Consider the following 16,060-nt stretch of genomic DNA (forward strand, 5'->3'; position numbering starts at 1 on the left):
AGGGAAAACCTCATGTCCGGTTTGATGAAGGGGGAGCTGAAAAAGTAAAAGGAGGGCTCTCGCCCCCCAATGAAATTTCAGTTCTCTACTCTACAGGGTCCATGACGGCTTTTTGCGAAACTGGACTTATGACCGGGTACGGATGAACAGGGGTTCCGGAATTGTGGATTTTTTCCGGGTTTTTCAGGTGATTTAAACATTGACATAGCTTTATCAGTTGTGTAAATTAGGTGTAAATCTCTATAAGCTTTGTGAACATTTTCACCAGACTGCTCTAGTCAATGAATGAATTTTTCATACCGGCTGCAGGGGCTGAGAAAAGGATGGTACCTCATGGAAGCATTAGCATTGGAGCGAAAAAAGGAGCAGCAGCAAGAGCTGAAGGAACGAATCGCCCAGTTGAAAAAAGAGCGTAATGCCATTATTCTTGCTCATTATTATCAACGGGATGAAATCCAGGAAGTGGCTGATTTTCGGGGCGATTCTTTCTTATTGGCGCAGAAGGCCGCATCTACCGATGCCGACGTTATTGTATTTTGCGGCGTGCATTTTATGGGAGAGAGCGCAAAGATTCTGGCTCCGAACAAAACAGTGCTCATTCCCGATGAAAGGGCCGGCTGTCCGATGGCGGACATGGTCAATGTGAATGGCCTTCGGGAGTTGAAGAAAAAGCATCCGAATGCCAAGGTCGTTGCGTATATCAACACATCGGCCGAGGTTAAAGCGGAGACGGATATTTGCTGTACGTCGGCGAATGCGATCAAGGTGATCAATTCGGTCGATTCCGATGAAATCATCTGGGTTCCGGATAAAAATCTGGGGGATTACGTTTCCAAATTTACGGACAAAAAAATGATTATTTGGGAAGGATATTGCAACACACATGACATGTTGACCGTCAAAGATGTAGAGGAAATGAAAGCGCAGTATCCGAATGCTCAATTTGTGGTTCATCCGGAATGCCGTCCGGAGGTCGTAAAGCTTGGCGATTTTGTCGGCAGCACAACGGCGATCATTAAATACTGCAAAGAATCCGACTGCCAGGAATTTATCGTCGGCACAGAGGATGGAACCGGTTACCAGCTGCGAATGGACAGTCCGAACAAGAAATTCCATTTTGCCACGAAGTATTTGGTTTGTCCTAATATGAAAGTCAACAATTTGAAAAAGGTGGTCAAATGTTTGGAGACGAACAGCCCCCAAATTTATGTGCCACAACACGTGGCCGATCAGGCCAGAGCATCCTTGGAGCGCATGTTGCAGGTCAAGTAGCATGCGCTACTTCTCTTCTTGGACGGGTGGGGTTGGGAATCAATGATACCGCGGTACTTGGTTAATTTTGATTTGGAGAAGCTTCCTCATGTTTATACGGATGTCATCGTGATCGGCGCAGGAATCGCCGGTCTTTTTACCGCTCTGAAAGCATCGGAAAAGCATAAGGTATTGATGGTGACGAAAAAATCGCTGCTGGACAGCAATACCCGGTATGCTCAAGGGGGAATCGCGGCGGTTATATCGGATGAGGATTCTCCTGCCTATCACCGGCAGGATACGCTCATTGCCGGAGCGGGGCTGTGTTCTTCGGCCGCGGTGGATGTGCTGGTTCATGAAGGTCCTGCAGGCGTTACGGATTTGATCCGTATGGGTACCGAATTCGATATGGAGGACGGCCGTTTTGCCTTAACTAAGGAAGGGGCGCACAGCCAACGGCGTATTCTGCACGCTCAGGGCGACGCAACCGGCGCTGAGATCGTACGAGCCCTTTCGGAGAAAACGAAGCAGGAGAAGAACATTGAGATCTGGGATGATCATTTTGTTATCGATTTGATCACCGATGAAGGAACGTGTTACGGTGCGTTGGTGCAAAGGCCGGACGGACAAAAGGTGTTCGTGGGCGCCAATGCGACGATTCTTTGCACCGGCGGGGCCGGACAGCTGTTTCGTTACACGACGAACCCCGAGATTGCCACAGGCGATGGCATTGCCATCGCTTATCGTGCAGGAGCGGACATACGCGACGTAGAATTTATACAATTCCATCCGACGGCATTATGTTACCCGGGGGCGCCGAGGTTTTTGATCTCGGAGGCCGTAAGGGGAGAAGGCGCGGTACTTCGCAACATCAAAGGAGAGCGTTTTATGGAGCGGTACCATCCCCAATTGGAGCTGGCTCCGCGGGACATTGTCGCACGTGCCATTGTCAGTGAGATGGAGGAGACGAAGTCCACATTCGTTTACATCGACTTTACCCACGAATCACATGAAACCGTGAAGAACCGTTTTCCGACCATCTATGATTTCTGTCTGAATTACGGGTTGGACTTGTCATCGGACTGGATTCCGGTTGCGCCGGCGGCCCATTACATGATGGGCGGAGTAGCGACGGACTTATACGGAGAAACCACCGTGAAGCGGTTGTTCGCATGCGGGGAGGTATCCTCAACCGGTGTTCACGGTGGCAATCGGCTTGCCAGCAACTCCTTGTCCGAGGCGATTGTTTTCGGGCGGCGGATCGTAGAACGGATTGATCAGCTGTCTCCTTTAGAAACGGTACCGCCCGTCCGGGAGCAACGGCCCTTAAAAGATAACGCGATTCAGCCGGTGGTGGAGAAGAAGCTGAAGCTTCAGAAGCTGATGCTTCGCTATGCAGGTCTAAAGCGGCATGCGAAAGGATTGGCCAAGGGTTACGAAGAGCTTAAGCGTCACCTGTCCTTTTTGGACAGCTGCCTGTCCAAGCGGGAGGAGTACGAGTTTGCCAATCTCCTCATATGCGGGCTGCTCACAACCCAGGCTGCATTGATTAGGGAGGAAAGCCGCGGGGGACACTACAGAGAAGATTTCCCTGAAAGGGACGACCTGGTATGGCGCAAGCATACCGTGTTCAACCGCGTGAACGGAATCAAGGAAGGGAGAAGCGATGATGTTTGAGTTGAATCAAACCGTTCTGAATGAAAGTCTTAAGCGATGGCTGGAAGAAGACATCGGCATGGGTGATGTCACGACGATGACCACCATCCCTTCCGATTCAATGTCCAAAGGGATCATTCATGTGAAGGATAACGGTATTGTGGCAGGCCTTCCCGTCGCGAAGGCGGTTTTTGCTCTGGTTGATCCTCAGCTTCGGTTTGAGGCTAAAGCGAGCGATGGGGACGCCGTCTCCAAAGGAACCGTCATTGCGGAGGTTAGCGGGAGTACCCGCAGCATTCTGCTGGGGGAACGGCTAGCGCTCAATTTGCTGCAGCGCATGTCGGGTATTGCCACCCGAACAAACCAGTTTGTCGAACGGCTGGAAGGGCGTCCCTCGCGGCTGGTCGATACGCGCAAAACGACTCCGGGCCACCGCATGCTGGAGAAATATGCGGTTCGCGTTGGCGGAGGGCATAACCACCGGTTCGGTTTATACGACGCGGTGATGATCAAGGACAATCATATCAAGGGTGCCGGAGGCATCGCGAAGGCGATTCAATCCGCCCGGGCCCGCATTCCCCACACGATGAAGATTGAAGTCGAAGTGGAGAATTTCGTGCAGCTGAACGAAGCGTTAGGCGCGGAGCCGGATATCATCATGTTGGATAATATGGGGCCGGAACAAATGAGGGAAGCGGTGCTGTTCATTAAACAACGGGCTCCGCATATCATTGTAGAAGCGTCAGGAAATGTATCGTTGGACAATGTGCGTGAGATCGCTGAGACCGGGGTCGATGTGATTTCCGTGGGCAGGCTGACTTACTCTGTCCAGTCACTGGATATCAGCCTGGATTTGAATGAACAGAAGGGGAAGAAGGAGGATCGTGCATGATTCTGGTGGTGGACGTAGGCAACACGAATATCGTAGTCGGTATTTACGAGGGCAGGCAGCTGCTGCATCACTGGCGGCTCAGCACGAATCGGTCGGCCACCACGGACGAATACGGAATGATGATGGTGAATCTGTTCCGCCATGCGGATATTCGCCTGGAGCAGGTAGAAGGGATTATCATTTCTTCGGTCGTACCGCCGCTTATGTTTGTGCTGGAGCAATTATGTTTAAAATATTTAAAGAAAACGCCTCTGGTCGTAGGGCCGGGGATCAAGACCGGTCTGAATATCCGCTATGAGAATCCAAAAGAGGTGGGAGCGGACCGGATTGTGAATGCCGTGGCAGCCATCGAGCTGTATGGTTCCCCCTGTATTGTGGTCGATTTTGGAACGGCCACCACGTTTGATTATATTGATGAAGGCGGACAATATGTCGGAGGCGCCGTTGCGCCAGGGATTGGAATTTCGACCGAAGCCCTGTATCAGCGAGCGGCCAAGTTGCCCCGCATTGAGCTGACCAAACCCAAAAGCGTGGTAGGAAGAAACACCGTTGCTTCCATGCAGGCGGGCATTATTTACGGCTTTGCAGGTCAGGTGGATGGCATCGTGGACCGGATCAGGCAGGAATTCGGTTCAGAGCCGAAGGTTGTTGCGACCGGCGGCTTGGCGGAGTTAATTTCAAGCGAATCCCGTACCATTGAGCTGGTGGACCCTTTGCTTACACTGCAGGGGCTGCAAATCATTTATGAACGAAATGTCGGGTAAATTTTTATGTGTAACAAAGCCATATTTGGTAGATAGAGAAGGAGCGGCATTATGCAGGATTATTTGATCAGGGCAACGGCGTATGAAGGAAAAGTACGGGCGTTTGCCGTGAAAACGACCGGGATTGTAGAAGAGCTCCGGCGGAGGCATCTTACAACGCCTACCGCTACAGCAGCATTGGGGCGCACGGCAACGGCAGCTCTCATGATGGGTGTGATGCTGAAAGGTGAAGAAAAGCTGACGGTGCAAGTAAAAGGCGGCGGCCCCATCGGCCAGATCGTCGCGGATGCGAATGCCAAAGGTGAAGTGCGCGGGTATGTAGACAATCCGGGTGTTGATTTGCCGCTGAATTCCATCGGCAAGCTTGATGTGGCCGGGGCCGTCGGTACCGATGGTTTTTTGTATATAACCAAAGATCTTGGCTTGAAAGAGCCTTACCGCGGAAGCGTACCGATCGTTTCCGGTGAATTGGCTGAAGATTTCACCTATTATTTTGTTAAATCGGAACAGACCCCGTCGGCTGTCGCTTTAGGGGTGCTGGTGGATGTCGACTATACCGTAAAAACGGCAGGCGGCTTCATCATCCAACTGCTTCCAGGGCTTAAAGACGAGGAAATCGATCAAATCGAGAAAGAGATTGGCGCTCTTCCCCCCATTACTAAGCTGCTGGACCGGGGAGATTCATTGGAATCCATTCTGGAAACCTTGCTTCCCGGGGCCAAAGTGCTTGAACGCAGAGATGATGTCCGATTCCAGTGCAAATGCTCGCGTGAACGTGTAAAGCAGACCCTGATCAGTATGGGGCGCTATGAGATAGAGCAAATGCTGGAAGAGGATGGGCAGGCGGAAGTGGTGTGCCATTTTTGCAATGAAAAGTATCATTTCGGCGAAGATGATTTGAAAGTCCTGATTCAGGCCTTGTAAGCCAGGAGAACGATCGGGCGGAGGCGCTCTGTCCGACTATATAGAGAGCGACAATACGAGGGGATAGGATATGCGAAACGTTAAGGTGTTATGGGGATTGATCGTTGTTTTGCTGACCGCTGTTGTTATCCTCTCCTCCGTACTGATGGCCCAAACCTTACAACCACCCGATTCAGACAAACATCCGGACCAATCTCAGAATGGCGGAGAGACACGCATTGTCGCCACAGTCGGAACCAAGAACATCACCATCGGAGAAGTAGAGGAGCAGCTGATCCAAAAGTATGGAAATCAGCAGCTGAACCAAATGATAGATCAGGAAGTTATACGTGCCGAAGCTGAGACGCAGGGGATTGTGGTGAGCGAAAGCGAGATTCAGCAGGAACTGGAACGAATGCAGCAGGGCTATGACAGTGAAAGCCAGTTTTACGAATTGATGAAAGAGCAGTTGGGATTTACCCCCGAGGCTTTAAAGAAGGATGTATACAATAAATTGCTGGGTGACAAAATTACGATTCAAGGCATCGTCATTACGGATCAAGAAGTAGAAGCTTACATGCTTGCTCATCAAGAAGAGTTTAAGCCGCGTGTACAGCTTAAGCTGCAGCATATTGTATCCGCGAATCGGGAACAGGCGCAAAGAGCGCTGGACGACTTGGCCAAGGGCCAGAGCTTTGCCCAAGTGGCCAGAGAGCGTTCGCTTGACGATGCCACGCGGGATAGCGGAGGAGATTTAGGGTGGCTTGATGATGACGATCCGTTCATCCATCCGGCTGTAATGAAAGCGGCCATTTCGCTAAAACCGGGAGAAGTCAGCAAACCGGTGGAGGCCGATGGGCGGTATGTGATTGTTCGTGTGGCGGATCGGAAGGAGCAGTCAAAGGGCAGCCCGGAAGTCCTGCGCGAACAAGTGCGCAAGGAGCTTGCTTTACGCGAAGCTCCGCCTTTAAAGGAAACGCTGGAGAACCTACGGAAGAAGTGGAATGTGACGATTCGCGAGTCATTTTAAAAGATCGAATCCTTAAAAAATGTGTATTGACAACCTCCTTAAGGGTTGATAAGATAAAGACATAATACCTAGCAAAATACTCGGATATTTGATGCGAACTTGAGGAGGAGAACGGAATGGCCAAACTAGTACAAAATGTAACTGAATTAATCGGGGATACGCCGCTTGTGAAATTGAACCGCGTCGTACCGGAAGGAAGCGCGGAAATTTACGTTAAGCTCGAATTTCAAAACCCGGGTGCAAGTGTAAAGGACCGGATTGCCATTAGCATGATCAATGTAGCAGAGCAAGAGGGGCTCATTAAGCCGGGGGATACCATTGTGGAGCCGACCAGCGGCAACACGGGGATCGGTTTGGCGATGGTTGCTGCGGCCAAAGGGTACAAAGCGATTCTGGTTATGCCTGAAACCATGTCTATTGAAAGACGCAACCTGCTCCGGGCTTACGGCGCTCAACTGGTACTGACACCTGGAGCAGAAGGCATGAAGGGTGCGATTAAGCGCGCGGAAGAGATTGTTGCCGAGAACCCTGGCTACTTTATGCCACAGCAATTTAAGAATCAAGCGAACGTCAAAATCCACCGCGAAACAACGGGTCCGGAAATCGTGGAAGCGATCAAATCCCACGACGGTAAGCTGGATGCCTTTATCGCAGGGATCGGAACGGGAGGAACGATTACAGGCGCCGGTAGCGTTCTGAAGGAAAACTTCCCGAACATTAAGATTTATGCCGTTGAGCCTGCGGCATCTCCTGTATTGTCCGGAGGCAAGCCGGGTCCGCACAAGATTCAAGGTATCGGGGCCGGATTCGTGCCTGATATCCTGAATACGGAAGTGTACGACGGAGTGATTACGGTTGAGAACGAAGAAGCGTTCGAAACGTCCCGCCGTGTGGCCAAAGAAGAAGGCATTCTGGGTGGTATCTCCTCCGGGGCAGCGATTTTCGCCGCACTGAAAGTGGCGAAGGAGCTTGGCGCGGGCAAGCGTGTCGTAGCGGTTATTCCAAGTAACGGTGAGCGCTATCTGTCTACACCGCTGTATCAATTCGAAGACTAAAAGGGCATCATACGCCTGCTCGGCTTGGCTGAGCGGGCTTTTTTTTATTTGGCTTTTCAAGTATACTAATCCCAATATCTTATTGAGACGATGGAAAGGGGGCCGGATGGCAATGATTTTGACTTCATATGAGCAGTGGCAGCAATGGGCACGCAGCCACTCCGTGCTTCCTTATATCAGGAGCTTTCCTTTGGATGAAACGCGGCCCTTGTCTTGGGCGGAGGCCTGGGAACAGGCGGGGCCGGAATCCTTTGTGCTGGAGAGCGGCAAAGGGGGCCGTTACAGCTTTTTCGGCCTGAAGCCGGCTTCTTCCATCCGTGGAACGGAGGGAGCCGCGACGGTGATCGGGGAGGATGGCAGCGAATCGCGATGGTACGGTGCTCCACTGGAGCTCGTGAAGCGATGGATGGCGCCCTTTCACTCGCCTGTCGTCGAAGGCGCCCCCAAGTGGGTAGGCGGCTGTCTCGGCTTCTGGGGATATGATGTTGTTCGCACGATTGAACGGCTGCCGGCGCGTGCCAAAGCCGATTTGCCTATACCCGATTACGCCTTTATGCGGGTAGACGAGCTGTGGATCATCGATCATGAGGAGCAGATGCTGTACTGCTCGGTGAACACCTACTGTCCCGCTGAGCACAGGGGAGAGGCCGAATGGCTTCTCCGCCGCTATCTTGAGGCGGAGCAAGCGGCGGAGCATATGAAACGCGTATGGGACCGAATTATATCCTTAAATTCAAATCCGGAGGCGCTGGAGAGGCTTGACGAGCGGAGGCGTACAATGGAAGAGGACGATCTTCAGGTAGACGTTGAGGCCATTCCCGGGCTTACGGCGGATTTTCCCAAAGAAGATTATATCCGTGCCGTCCGCCGCATTCGCGATTATATCGGTGCGGGAGACGTCTTTCAGGTCAATTTGTCGGTGCGCCAACACAAGAAGCTGGAAGCGGCGCCGGAGGAGATTTACGAATGGCTCCGGCTTGTGAATCCTTCTCCTTATATGGGCATGCTTCGTTTCGGCGATTTTTATCTCGTTTCCGGCTCTCCGGAGCTTCTTGTACAGCTGGACAGGGGAACGGTTCGTACCCGTCCCATCGCAGGAACCCGTCCAAGGGGAGCTACCGCTGAAGAAGACCGGCGGCTGGCGGATGAGCTGATCCACAATGAGAAGGAACGGGCGGAGCATATTATGCTGGTCGACTTGGAGCGCAACGACGTTGGGCGAATATCCGCTTTCGGTACCGTACGGGTTAAAGATTTTATGGTCATCGAATATTACTCTCATGTCATGCACATCGTGTCTCAAGTAGAGGGACGGTTGGCGGAGGGGCGGGACGCCTTTGACGTTATTGCCGCAACCTTCCCGGGCGGCACGATTACAGGCGCACCGAAAATCCGGACGATGGAAATTATAGAAGAGCTTGAACCTGTGAGGAGAGGGCCCTATACTGGTTCGATCGGCTGGATTGACTACAACGGGGATATGGAATTTAATATCGTCATCCGAACGTTGGTTGCTGCCGGAGGCATCGGCTACGTACAGGCCGGAGCAGGGATTGTGATCGACTCCGTCCCGGAAAAAGAGTACACGGAATCCATCAATAAAGCGAAAGCCATGTGGAAGGCGATTCAATACAGCGAACGGAAACCAATATACCAAGGGAGGGCGAAACCATGATATTAGTTATCGATAATTATGATTCGTTTACGTACAATCTGGTTCAATACTTAGGCGAGCTGGGAGAAAAGGTAGAGGTGCGCCGCAACGACGAGATCGATCTTGCAGGTATAGAGGCGCTGAAGCCGGACCATATTCTCATTTCCCCGGGACCCTGCACACCGAATGAAGCGGGGATCAGTCTTAGTCTGATCGAGCATTTCAAAGGGAAAATTCCGATACTCGGCGTCTGCCTCGGCCATCAATCGATCGGACAAGTGTTCGGCGGAGAGGTGATTCGTGCACAGCGGCTGATGCACGGTAAAACGTCGGCCATCTACCATGACGGCAAAGGGGTATTCAAGGGCCTTCCCTCTCCTTTTACCGCGACGCGTTATCATTCGCTGATCGTCAAGAAGGAAACACTGCCGGACTGCCTGGAAATCAGTGCACACACGGCGGAAGGCGAGATTATGGGGCTCCGCCATAAAGAATACCCGATTGAAGGGGTGCAATTTCATCCGGAATCGATTATTACAGACCACGGGCACCAAATGCTTCGGAACTTTTTGAAAGAAACGGCAGTGGGCCAGGCGTGATTATCGATGTAAACGGCGAATGCATAGAAGAAAGCCAGGCTGTGGTCTCCGTATACGACCACGGCTTTCTTTACGGCCTGGGTTTGTTCGAGACGTTTCGAACATACGGAGGCCATCCCTTTTTACTGGAATGGCACTTGGAGCGTCTGGCTTCAGGCTGCAGGGAGCTTGATATAGACTATGAACCGGATTTGGAAGCGTGGAGCCGAAGGATTTCCAGACTTCTGGAAGTGAATCAGCTTCCCGATGCTTATTTTCGTTTGACGGTAACGGCCGGGATGGGAGCGCTCGGTTTGCCCTCAGGGACCTACGAAAAGCCGGAAGAAGTACTTTATGTAAAGCCTCTGCCTCCTGTGGATCCGGCTGTTTATCATGAGGGGAAAGCGTTGCAGCTGCTCCGGCTGCGGCGCAATACGCCGGAAGGTGTGGTCAGGCTAAAATCGCTGCATTATATGAATAACGTGTTGGCCAAAAAAGAAATGAAACGATATCCTTGGGCGGCCGGGGCGGAGGGATTATTTCTGGACACGCGAGGCCGCCTGTGCGAGGGCATCGTGAGCAATATATTTTTCGTACGGCATGGGGGGCTGTATACACCTGCGGTGGAAACCGGACTGCTGCCGGGGATTACCAGGCGATTTGTCATGGCTGCAGCCCAACGTGAAGGAATAGACGTATCGGAAGGCCTGTACGATTGGGCTGATCTGCTTGAAGCCGATGAGGTGTTCGTGACCAATTCCGTACAAGAGCTTGTTCCCGTCACGACATTGTTCGACGAAACCGGCGCGGCTCATCGTGTGGGCCTGGGAATAGCCGGGCCGATAACACAGCAGCTGCTTCAAGTCTACAGGAAAGCGGCGGCAAGGAGGAATGACCGTGTTTAAAAACGATCGTGATCAGAATGACCGCACATGGATTATGGGAATATTGAACGTCACCCCGGATTCATTCTCGGACGGCGGGCGCTACATCGATCCGTCCGCAGCGGTGGATCGCGCAGAGCACATGCTTCAGGAAGGCGCAGACATCCTCGATATCGGCGGTGAGTCCACGCGGCCCGGGTTTGATCCCGTACCTCTGGAAGAGGAGCTGCGCCGGGTGATCCCGGTGATTAAAGCGATCAGGCAAGCGGGCATTACCGCACCGATTTCCATCGATACGTACAAGGCGGAAACAGCCAGACGGGCTTTGGAAGCGGGGGCTAACATCATCAACGATATTTGGGGTTTGCAAAAGGATGCCGCGATGGCTGAAGTTGCCGTTGAATACGGATGTCCGATCATTCTAATGCATAATCGCACCGAAGCGGTATATGCTAACTTTATCCAAGATGTCATAGATGACTTGCGTCTAACGGTTGAGAGGGCACAAGCCGCAGGAATCCGCGAGGATCAAATTATTCTTGATCCGGGTATCGGTTTTGCCAAATCATATGAACAAAATTTGCAGCTGATGAACTATTTGGACCGGATCGTAGCTCTGGGCTATCCGGTACTGCTCGGCACATCCCGCAAAAGCATGATCCGCCATACGCTGAATCTTCCTCCGGGCGATGTGGTCGAAGGTACGGCGGCAACGGTTGCGCTGGGCATTGCCCAGGGATGCCGCATCATGCGGGTTCACGATGTACAGGCCATGAAACGGGTAGCGTTGATGACCGACGCGATCCTGCGCCAGCGTTAAGAAACAAAGAACTTCTCCGGATAAGAGGAGGCAAGAGGTAATGAAGGACAGATTGATATTAAAAGGAATGTCCTTTTTCGGGCACCACGGCGTTTTTCCCGAAGAAAACAAGCTGGGCCAACGCTTCTATGTAGATACGGAGCTTTACTTTCCGCTCGATAAGGCCGGTCGTTCCGATCAGCTTGAAGATACGGTGAACTATGCTGAAATATACGAATTCATTAAACAAATTGTCGAGCAGAAGACATTCAAGCTGATTGAGGCTTTAGCCGAAGATATTGCATCTGAACTTTTGCAAACTTATACTAGTATAAATGAAATTACCGTTCGCGTGGTGAAGCCCCACCCGCCTTTTGCCATTGTTTTTGACGGTGTAACGGTTGAAATTCACAGAAAGCGGGCTCCTATTCAATGAATTCACACAACACAGGCACATGTGGGTCTTCCGTATACGCCTATATCGGTTTGGGCTCCAACATGGGAGACAGGGAGAGGTTTTTGCGGGAAGCCGTGCGGCTCTTGCAGGACACCCCAGGAGTACAAGTAACCGGTGAATCGGGATTATATGAGACCGATCCGGTCGGGTATGTGGATCAGGCCCTTTTTTTAAATCAGGTAGTAGAGATTAGCACGACGCTGGAGCCCCAACCGTTGTTTGAACGCATGTTGGACATCGAGCTGCAGCTGCACCGCAAGCGGGATATCCGATGGGGGCCCCGAACGATCGATTTGGATTTGCTGCTGTTCGGAGATCGTTCTCAAGACTGTCCCGATTTAATTTTGCCGCATCCGCGCATGATGGAACGTGCCTTTGTGCTTGTGCCGCTCGTTGAAGTGATGTCGCTTCGGGACCCGGTACGGGCGGAACAATGGACCAGGCGGCTTGATCGGATGGAAGGAAAGGAAGGCGTCAGATTGTGGAAAAAAATGCATTAGCTCAGCGCATCCGCGCTTTTCGTAAATTAAAGGGGTATACGCAGAACGAATTGGCGCAGAAGCTCGAAGTATCAATTGCCGTACTCGGTTCGATCGAGCGTGGAACCCGCAAAGCCGATCCAAAAATGATTCGCAAAATATCCGAAGCGCTCGGTATCGATCCGGAAGAGTTGTCTTCCCCGACGGGCTAAAAACATATTATTCTTAATCCAATTGGAAAGGAGACAGACTCATGCTAACCATAGGTAATGTTACTGCACCGAACAACGTGGTATTGGCCCCTATGGCAGGGGTGTGTAATCCGGCCTTTCGCTTGATCGCCAAAGAGTTCGGTACCGGCCTTGTATGTGCCGAAATGGTGAGCGATAAGGCGATTCTGCACGGCAATCACCGCACCATGGAAATGCTGTACGTCGATGAGCGCGAAAAACCGCTCAGTTTGCAAATTTTTGGTGGAGATACGGAAACGCTGCTGGAGGCGGCAAAATTTGTCGATCAGAACACAAACGCCGATATTATAGATATCAACATGGGCTGTCCTGTCCCCAAAATCACAAAATGTGACGCGGGGGCGCGATGGTTGCTGGATCCCGGTAAAATCGAGCAAATGGTTTCTACCGTATCGAAGGCGGTAAGTAAACCGCTCACGGTAAAAATGCGGATTGGTTGGGATGACGATCATATCTATGCCGTACAGAATGCCAAGGCCGTGGAGAACGGCGGGGGTGCTGCGGTGTCCGTACACGGGAGAACCCGGGTACAAATGTATACGGGTCACGCCAACTGGGATATCATTAAAGAGGTGAAAGAGGCCGTATCGATTCCAGTCATCGGCAACGGAGATATTTTTACCCCGGAAGATGCCAAGCGAATGCTGGATCATACCGGTGTGGACGGCGTGATGATCGGACGGGCGGCTTTGGGCAACCCATGGATGCTGTACCGCACCATCCAGTATCTTACCCGCGGGGAGCTTCCTGATGAACCTAGCCCGCAGGAAAAAATCCGCATTGCCGTCCTGCATTTGGATCGGTTGATTGCTTTAAAGGGCGAAGCGGTGGCGGTCAAAGAAATGCGTAAACATTTGGCATGGTACCTAAAAGGACTTCATGGCGGAGCACGAATCAAAGATGCCATTATGGAGCAGACGAAGCGGGATGAGATGGTCCGGCTTTTGGAGGATTATGCTGAATCGCTTGAGGATCGGACGGCAATTACCCACTAAACAAAAGTGAAAATGGACGATAACGGGATGCTTGGTTTACATTGACATTTGATTGGGGTTGAAATATAATCAGTCAATAGTAAATGGCGGCAGGCCAAGGACGTGAGTAGCAGCTGCGTTCATTTAGTAATTATAAGTGAATTCATACTCGATGGAGCTCGAAATATGAAAATCTTTCACACGACGGGAGATAAATAACAATGGCCGAAAAGGAAGTCATTCTCACGCAGGAAGGTTTGAAGAAGCTCGAAGAAGAGCTGGAGCATCTGAAATCCGTTAAGCGCCGCGAGGTGGCAGAACGGATTAAAATAGCAATCGGTTATGGGGATATCAGCGAGAACTCCGAATACGAGGATGCCAAGAATGAACAGGCGTTTGTAGAAGGCCGGATCATTACTTTGGAGAAAATGCTGCGCAACGCGCGAATCATTAACAATGATGAAGTCGATACCGATGCGGTGAACGTCGGGTCCATCGTCATTCTGAAGGACCTCGAATTCGGAGACATTGTGGAATATTCCATTGTAGGTACGGCGGAATCCGATCCCTTCCAGAATAAAATATCCAATGAAAGCCCTGTGGGCAAAGCCATTCTTGGCAAACGCAAAGGGGCTATCGTTGACGTAAACGTACCTGCTGGCGTCATCCAATATGAAATCGTAGACATTAAGAAGTAATTTGGGATAGAAAAGCTTCCTTGGGAGGCTTTTTTTCCTATCGAATGAGTATTTCCGTTTATTTCAAGAATCAAGGAGCTGGAAACATGACTGTGGAATTGGAATTGAACGAGCTGCTGAAAATCCGCCGTAATAAATTGGACGAGCTGCGCGGCATGGGAATCGACCCATTTGGTCAAAAATTCGAAAGAACTCATCATGCGGGTGACATCTTCAAAGCTTATGAGGACAAGACGCAAGAAGAGCTTGAAGCGCTGTCCGCCGAAGTGAGCATTGCCGGACGGATCATGCAGAAGAGGGAAATGGGCAAAGCGGGCTTTGCGCATCTTCAGGACATTACGGGTAAAATTCAAATTTATGTCCGTGCCGATGCGGTAGGCGAAACGAAATATCGTGCCTACAATCTGCTGGATATCGGTGATTTGATCGGGATCCGGGGGACGGTATTTAAGACCAAGACCGGAGAACTGTCTGTTAAAGCCAAATCGGTGGAGATACTCTCCAAGTCGCTCCTGCCCCTCCCGGAAAAATACCACGGTTTGAAGGATGTCGAGCTCCGTTACCGCCAGCGTTACGTCGATCTGATTATGAATCAGGACGTTCAGCAAACCTTTATTACACGGTCCAAAATCATTCAATCGATGCGCCGTTATTTGGATTCACGCGGCTATTTGGAAGTGGAAACGCCGACATTGCACGCCATTGCCGGCGGTGCGGCCGCGCGCCCTTTCATTACGCACCATAATGCGCTGGACATGCAGCTTTACATGCGGATTGCGATTGAGCTTCATTTGAAGCGGCTGATTGTAGGCGGCATGGAGAAGGTGTATGAAATCGGACGCGTATATCGTAACGAAGGGATTTCTACAAGGCACAACCCGGAATTTACGATGATCGAGCTGTATGAGGCTTATGCCGATTATAAAGACATCATGAAGCTGACCGAGGAAATGATTGCGCATATCGCTCAGGAAGTATTGGGCACAACCAAGATCACGTACCAAGGCCAGGAAATTGATTTATCTCCTCCTTGGAGACGAGTCTCTATGGTAGAGGCGATTAAAGAAGTCGTAGGCGTTGATTTCAGCGCAGATATAAGTGATGAGGAAGCCCATAGGCTTGCAAAGGAGCATAAGGTGCCGGTAGAGCCAATGATGACCTACGGCCATATCGTAAATCAGTTCTTCGAGACATTCGTAGAACAGACCTTAATCCAGCCTACATTTGTTACGGGCCATCCTGTGGCGATTTCTCCGCTGGCGAAAAAGAATGATCAGGATCCGCGGTTTACTGACCGTTTCGAGCTGTTTATTGTTGCCCGTGAGCACGCCAACGCATTCACCGAGCTCAACGATCCGATCGATCAGCGCGAGCGCTTTGAAGCCCAGCTGGCGGAACGGGAGCAAGGTAATGACGAAGCGCACGAGATGGACGAGGATTTTATTCGTGCGCTGGAATACGGTATGCCGCCTACAGGCGGGTTAGGTATCGGCATCGACCGATTGGTCATGCTGCTGACCGATGCGCCATCCATCCGCGACGTACTGCTGTTCCCGCTGATGCGGGAGCGTCAAGGCGAATAAAAAGAACTCAGAGGTTGTCTCCGCAGTGTACTGCGGAGGCATTTTTATGCGGGCAAATGTTAGTGTAAAATCTCCGTGGGTGTAGGAATTGGAAAAAGCGGATATAGAAAAAGAGCTTCTCCCTTGGTAAAGTGATGTTTGCGCACAACACA

General features: G+C 51.3%; 17 protein-coding genes. All 17 read left to right on the top strand.

From position 1 onward, the window contains the following. The first annotated feature begins 333 nt into the window (after positions 1 to 333). Positions 334 to 1,272: a quinolinate synthase NadA gene (nadA, locus tag BLT35_RS25235; protein WP_062410346.1), complete on the top strand. Its 939-nt coding sequence runs from the start codon at positions 334 to 336 to the stop codon at positions 1,270 to 1,272. Between the two features lie 42 nt (positions 1,273 to 1,314). Then, positions 1,315 to 2,928, top strand: coding sequence for an L-aspartate oxidase (gene nadB, locus BLT35_RS25240; RefSeq protein WP_074730133.1), 1,614 nt, complete (start codon positions 1,315 to 1,317; stop codon positions 2,926 to 2,928). Beyond that, on the top strand, positions 2,921 to 3,799 hold the full coding sequence (gene nadC, locus BLT35_RS25245; RefSeq protein ID WP_054819662.1) for a carboxylating nicotinate-nucleotide diphosphorylase: 879 nt from the start codon (positions 2,921 to 2,923) through the stop codon (positions 3,797 to 3,799). The genes nadB and nadC overlap by 8 nt, the downstream gene beginning before the upstream one ends. Then, on the top strand, positions 3,796 to 4,563 hold the full coding sequence (locus tag BLT35_RS25250) for a type III pantothenate kinase (protein WP_062410348.1): 768 nt from the start codon (positions 3,796 to 3,798) through the stop codon (positions 4,561 to 4,563). Before nadC ends, BLT35_RS25250 begins: the two co-directional genes overlap by 4 nt. A 51-nt stretch (positions 4,564 to 4,614) precedes the next feature. Next, positions 4,615 to 5,487: an Hsp33 family molecular chaperone HslO gene (gene hslO / locus BLT35_RS25255; protein WP_074730134.1), complete on the top strand. Its 873-nt coding sequence runs from the start codon at positions 4,615 to 4,617 to the stop codon at positions 5,485 to 5,487. A 70-nt stretch (positions 5,488 to 5,557) separates the two neighbouring features. Further along, on the top strand, positions 5,558 to 6,496 hold the full coding sequence (locus BLT35_RS25260) for a peptidyl-prolyl cis-trans isomerase (RefSeq protein WP_054819652.1): 939 nt from the start codon (positions 5,558 to 5,560) through the stop codon (positions 6,494 to 6,496). A gap of 116 nt (positions 6,497 to 6,612) precedes the next feature. Then, positions 6,613 to 7,551, top strand: coding sequence for a cysteine synthase A (gene cysK / locus BLT35_RS25265; protein WP_062410350.1), 939 nt, complete (start codon positions 6,613 to 6,615; stop codon positions 7,549 to 7,551). A 112-nt stretch (positions 7,552 to 7,663) separates the two neighbouring features. Continuing rightward, positions 7,664 to 9,226, top strand: a complete 1,563-nt coding sequence (locus BLT35_RS25270) for an anthranilate synthase component I family protein (RefSeq protein WP_074730135.1) — start codon at positions 7,664 to 7,666, stop codon at positions 9,224 to 9,226. After that, a complete protein-coding gene (gene pabA, locus BLT35_RS25275) occupies positions 9,223 to 9,804 on the top strand; it encodes an aminodeoxychorismate/anthranilate synthase component II (protein ID WP_062410352.1) in 582 nt (193 codons plus the stop codon). Before BLT35_RS25270 ends, pabA begins: the two co-directional genes overlap by 4 nt. After that, a complete protein-coding gene (pabC, locus tag BLT35_RS25280) occupies positions 9,801 to 10,688 on the top strand; it encodes an aminodeoxychorismate lyase (protein ID WP_074730136.1) in 888 nt (295 codons plus the stop codon). The genes pabA and pabC overlap by 4 nt, the downstream gene beginning before the upstream one ends. 34 nt (positions 10,689 to 10,722) lie before the next feature. Further along, a complete protein-coding gene (folP, locus tag BLT35_RS25285) occupies positions 10,723 to 11,487 on the top strand; it encodes a dihydropteroate synthase (protein WP_235594373.1) in 765 nt (254 codons plus the stop codon). Between the two features lie 40 nt (positions 11,488 to 11,527). Further along, positions 11,528 to 11,902 (top strand): dihydroneopterin aldolase, encoded by a 375-nt coding sequence (gene folB, locus BLT35_RS25290; protein WP_054819648.1) that lies wholly within the window; start codon positions 11,528 to 11,530, stop codon positions 11,900 to 11,902. Beyond that, positions 11,899 to 12,423: a 2-amino-4-hydroxy-6-hydroxymethyldihydropteridine diphosphokinase gene (gene folK, locus BLT35_RS25295; protein WP_062410355.1), complete on the top strand. Its 525-nt coding sequence runs from the start codon at positions 11,899 to 11,901 to the stop codon at positions 12,421 to 12,423. The genes folB and folK overlap by 4 nt, the downstream gene beginning before the upstream one ends. Then, positions 12,405 to 12,614, top strand: a complete 210-nt coding sequence (locus BLT35_RS25300; protein ID WP_062410356.1) for a helix-turn-helix domain-containing protein — start codon at positions 12,405 to 12,407, stop codon at positions 12,612 to 12,614. Before folK ends, BLT35_RS25300 begins: the two co-directional genes overlap by 19 nt. Before the next feature lie 41 nt (positions 12,615 to 12,655). Continuing rightward, entirely contained in the window at positions 12,656 to 13,648 is a 993-nt protein-coding gene (dusB, locus tag BLT35_RS25305; RefSeq protein ID WP_054819646.1) for a tRNA dihydrouridine synthase DusB, read from the top strand. A 200-nt stretch (positions 13,649 to 13,848) separates the two neighbouring features. Continuing rightward, the gene (gene greA / locus BLT35_RS25310) at positions 13,849 to 14,325 is read left to right on the top strand and encodes a transcription elongation factor GreA (RefSeq protein WP_054819645.1); all 477 of its coding nucleotides are present in this window, start codon (positions 13,849 to 13,851) and stop codon (positions 14,323 to 14,325) included. 86 nt (positions 14,326 to 14,411) lie between these two features. Continuing rightward, the gene (gene lysS, locus BLT35_RS25315) at positions 14,412 to 15,908 is read left to right on the top strand and encodes a lysine--tRNA ligase (protein WP_062411112.1); all 1,497 of its coding nucleotides are present in this window, start codon (positions 14,412 to 14,414) and stop codon (positions 15,906 to 15,908) included. Positions 15,909 to 16,060: the final 152 nt, after the last annotated feature.

It is taken from the genome of Paenibacillus naphthalenovorans, assembly GCF_900099895.1.
In the GTDB taxonomy this organism is placed as follows: domain Bacteria; phylum Bacillota; class Bacilli; order Paenibacillales; family NBRC-103111; genus Paenibacillus_G; species Paenibacillus_G naphthalenovorans.

Bases quoted from the DNA above. Each gene is read 5' to 3' on its own strand.
- nadA (WP_062410346.1), top strand. From the start codon at position 334: ATGGAAGCATTAGCATTGGAGCGAAAAAAGGAGCAGCAGCAAGAGCTG.
- nadB (WP_074730133.1), top strand. From the start codon at position 1,315: ATGATACCGCGGTACTTGGTTAATTTTGATTTGGAGAAGCTTCCTCAT.
- nadC (WP_054819662.1), top strand. From the start codon at position 2,921: ATGTTTGAGTTGAATCAAACCGTTCTGAATGAAAGTCTTAAGCGATGG.
- BLT35_RS25250 (WP_062410348.1), top strand. From the start codon at position 3,796: ATGATTCTGGTGGTGGACGTAGGCAACACGAATATCGTAGTCGGTATT.
- hslO (WP_074730134.1), top strand. From the start codon at position 4,615: ATGCAGGATTATTTGATCAGGGCAACGGCGTATGAAGGAAAAGTACGG.
- BLT35_RS25260 (WP_054819652.1), top strand. From the start codon at position 5,558: ATGCGAAACGTTAAGGTGTTATGGGGATTGATCGTTGTTTTGCTGACC.
- cysK (WP_062410350.1), top strand. From the start codon at position 6,613: ATGGCCAAACTAGTACAAAATGTAACTGAATTAATCGGGGATACGCCG.
- BLT35_RS25270 (WP_074730135.1), top strand. From the start codon at position 7,664: ATGATTTTGACTTCATATGAGCAGTGGCAGCAATGGGCACGCAGCCAC.
- pabA (WP_062410352.1), top strand. From the start codon at position 9,223: ATGATATTAGTTATCGATAATTATGATTCGTTTACGTACAATCTGGTT.
- folP (WP_235594373.1), top strand. From the start codon at position 10,723: ATGGGAATATTGAACGTCACCCCGGATTCATTCTCGGACGGCGGGCGC.
- folB (WP_054819648.1), top strand. From the start codon at position 11,528: ATGAAGGACAGATTGATATTAAAAGGAATGTCCTTTTTCGGGCACCAC.
- folK (WP_062410355.1), top strand. From the start codon at position 11,899: ATGAATTCACACAACACAGGCACATGTGGGTCTTCCGTATACGCCTAT.
- dusB (WP_054819646.1), top strand. From the start codon at position 12,656: ATGCTAACCATAGGTAATGTTACTGCACCGAACAACGTGGTATTGGCC.
- greA (WP_054819645.1), top strand. From the start codon at position 13,849: ATGGCCGAAAAGGAAGTCATTCTCACGCAGGAAGGTTTGAAGAAGCTC.
- lysS (WP_062411112.1), top strand. From the start codon at position 14,412: ATGACTGTGGAATTGGAATTGAACGAGCTGCTGAAAATCCGCCGTAAT.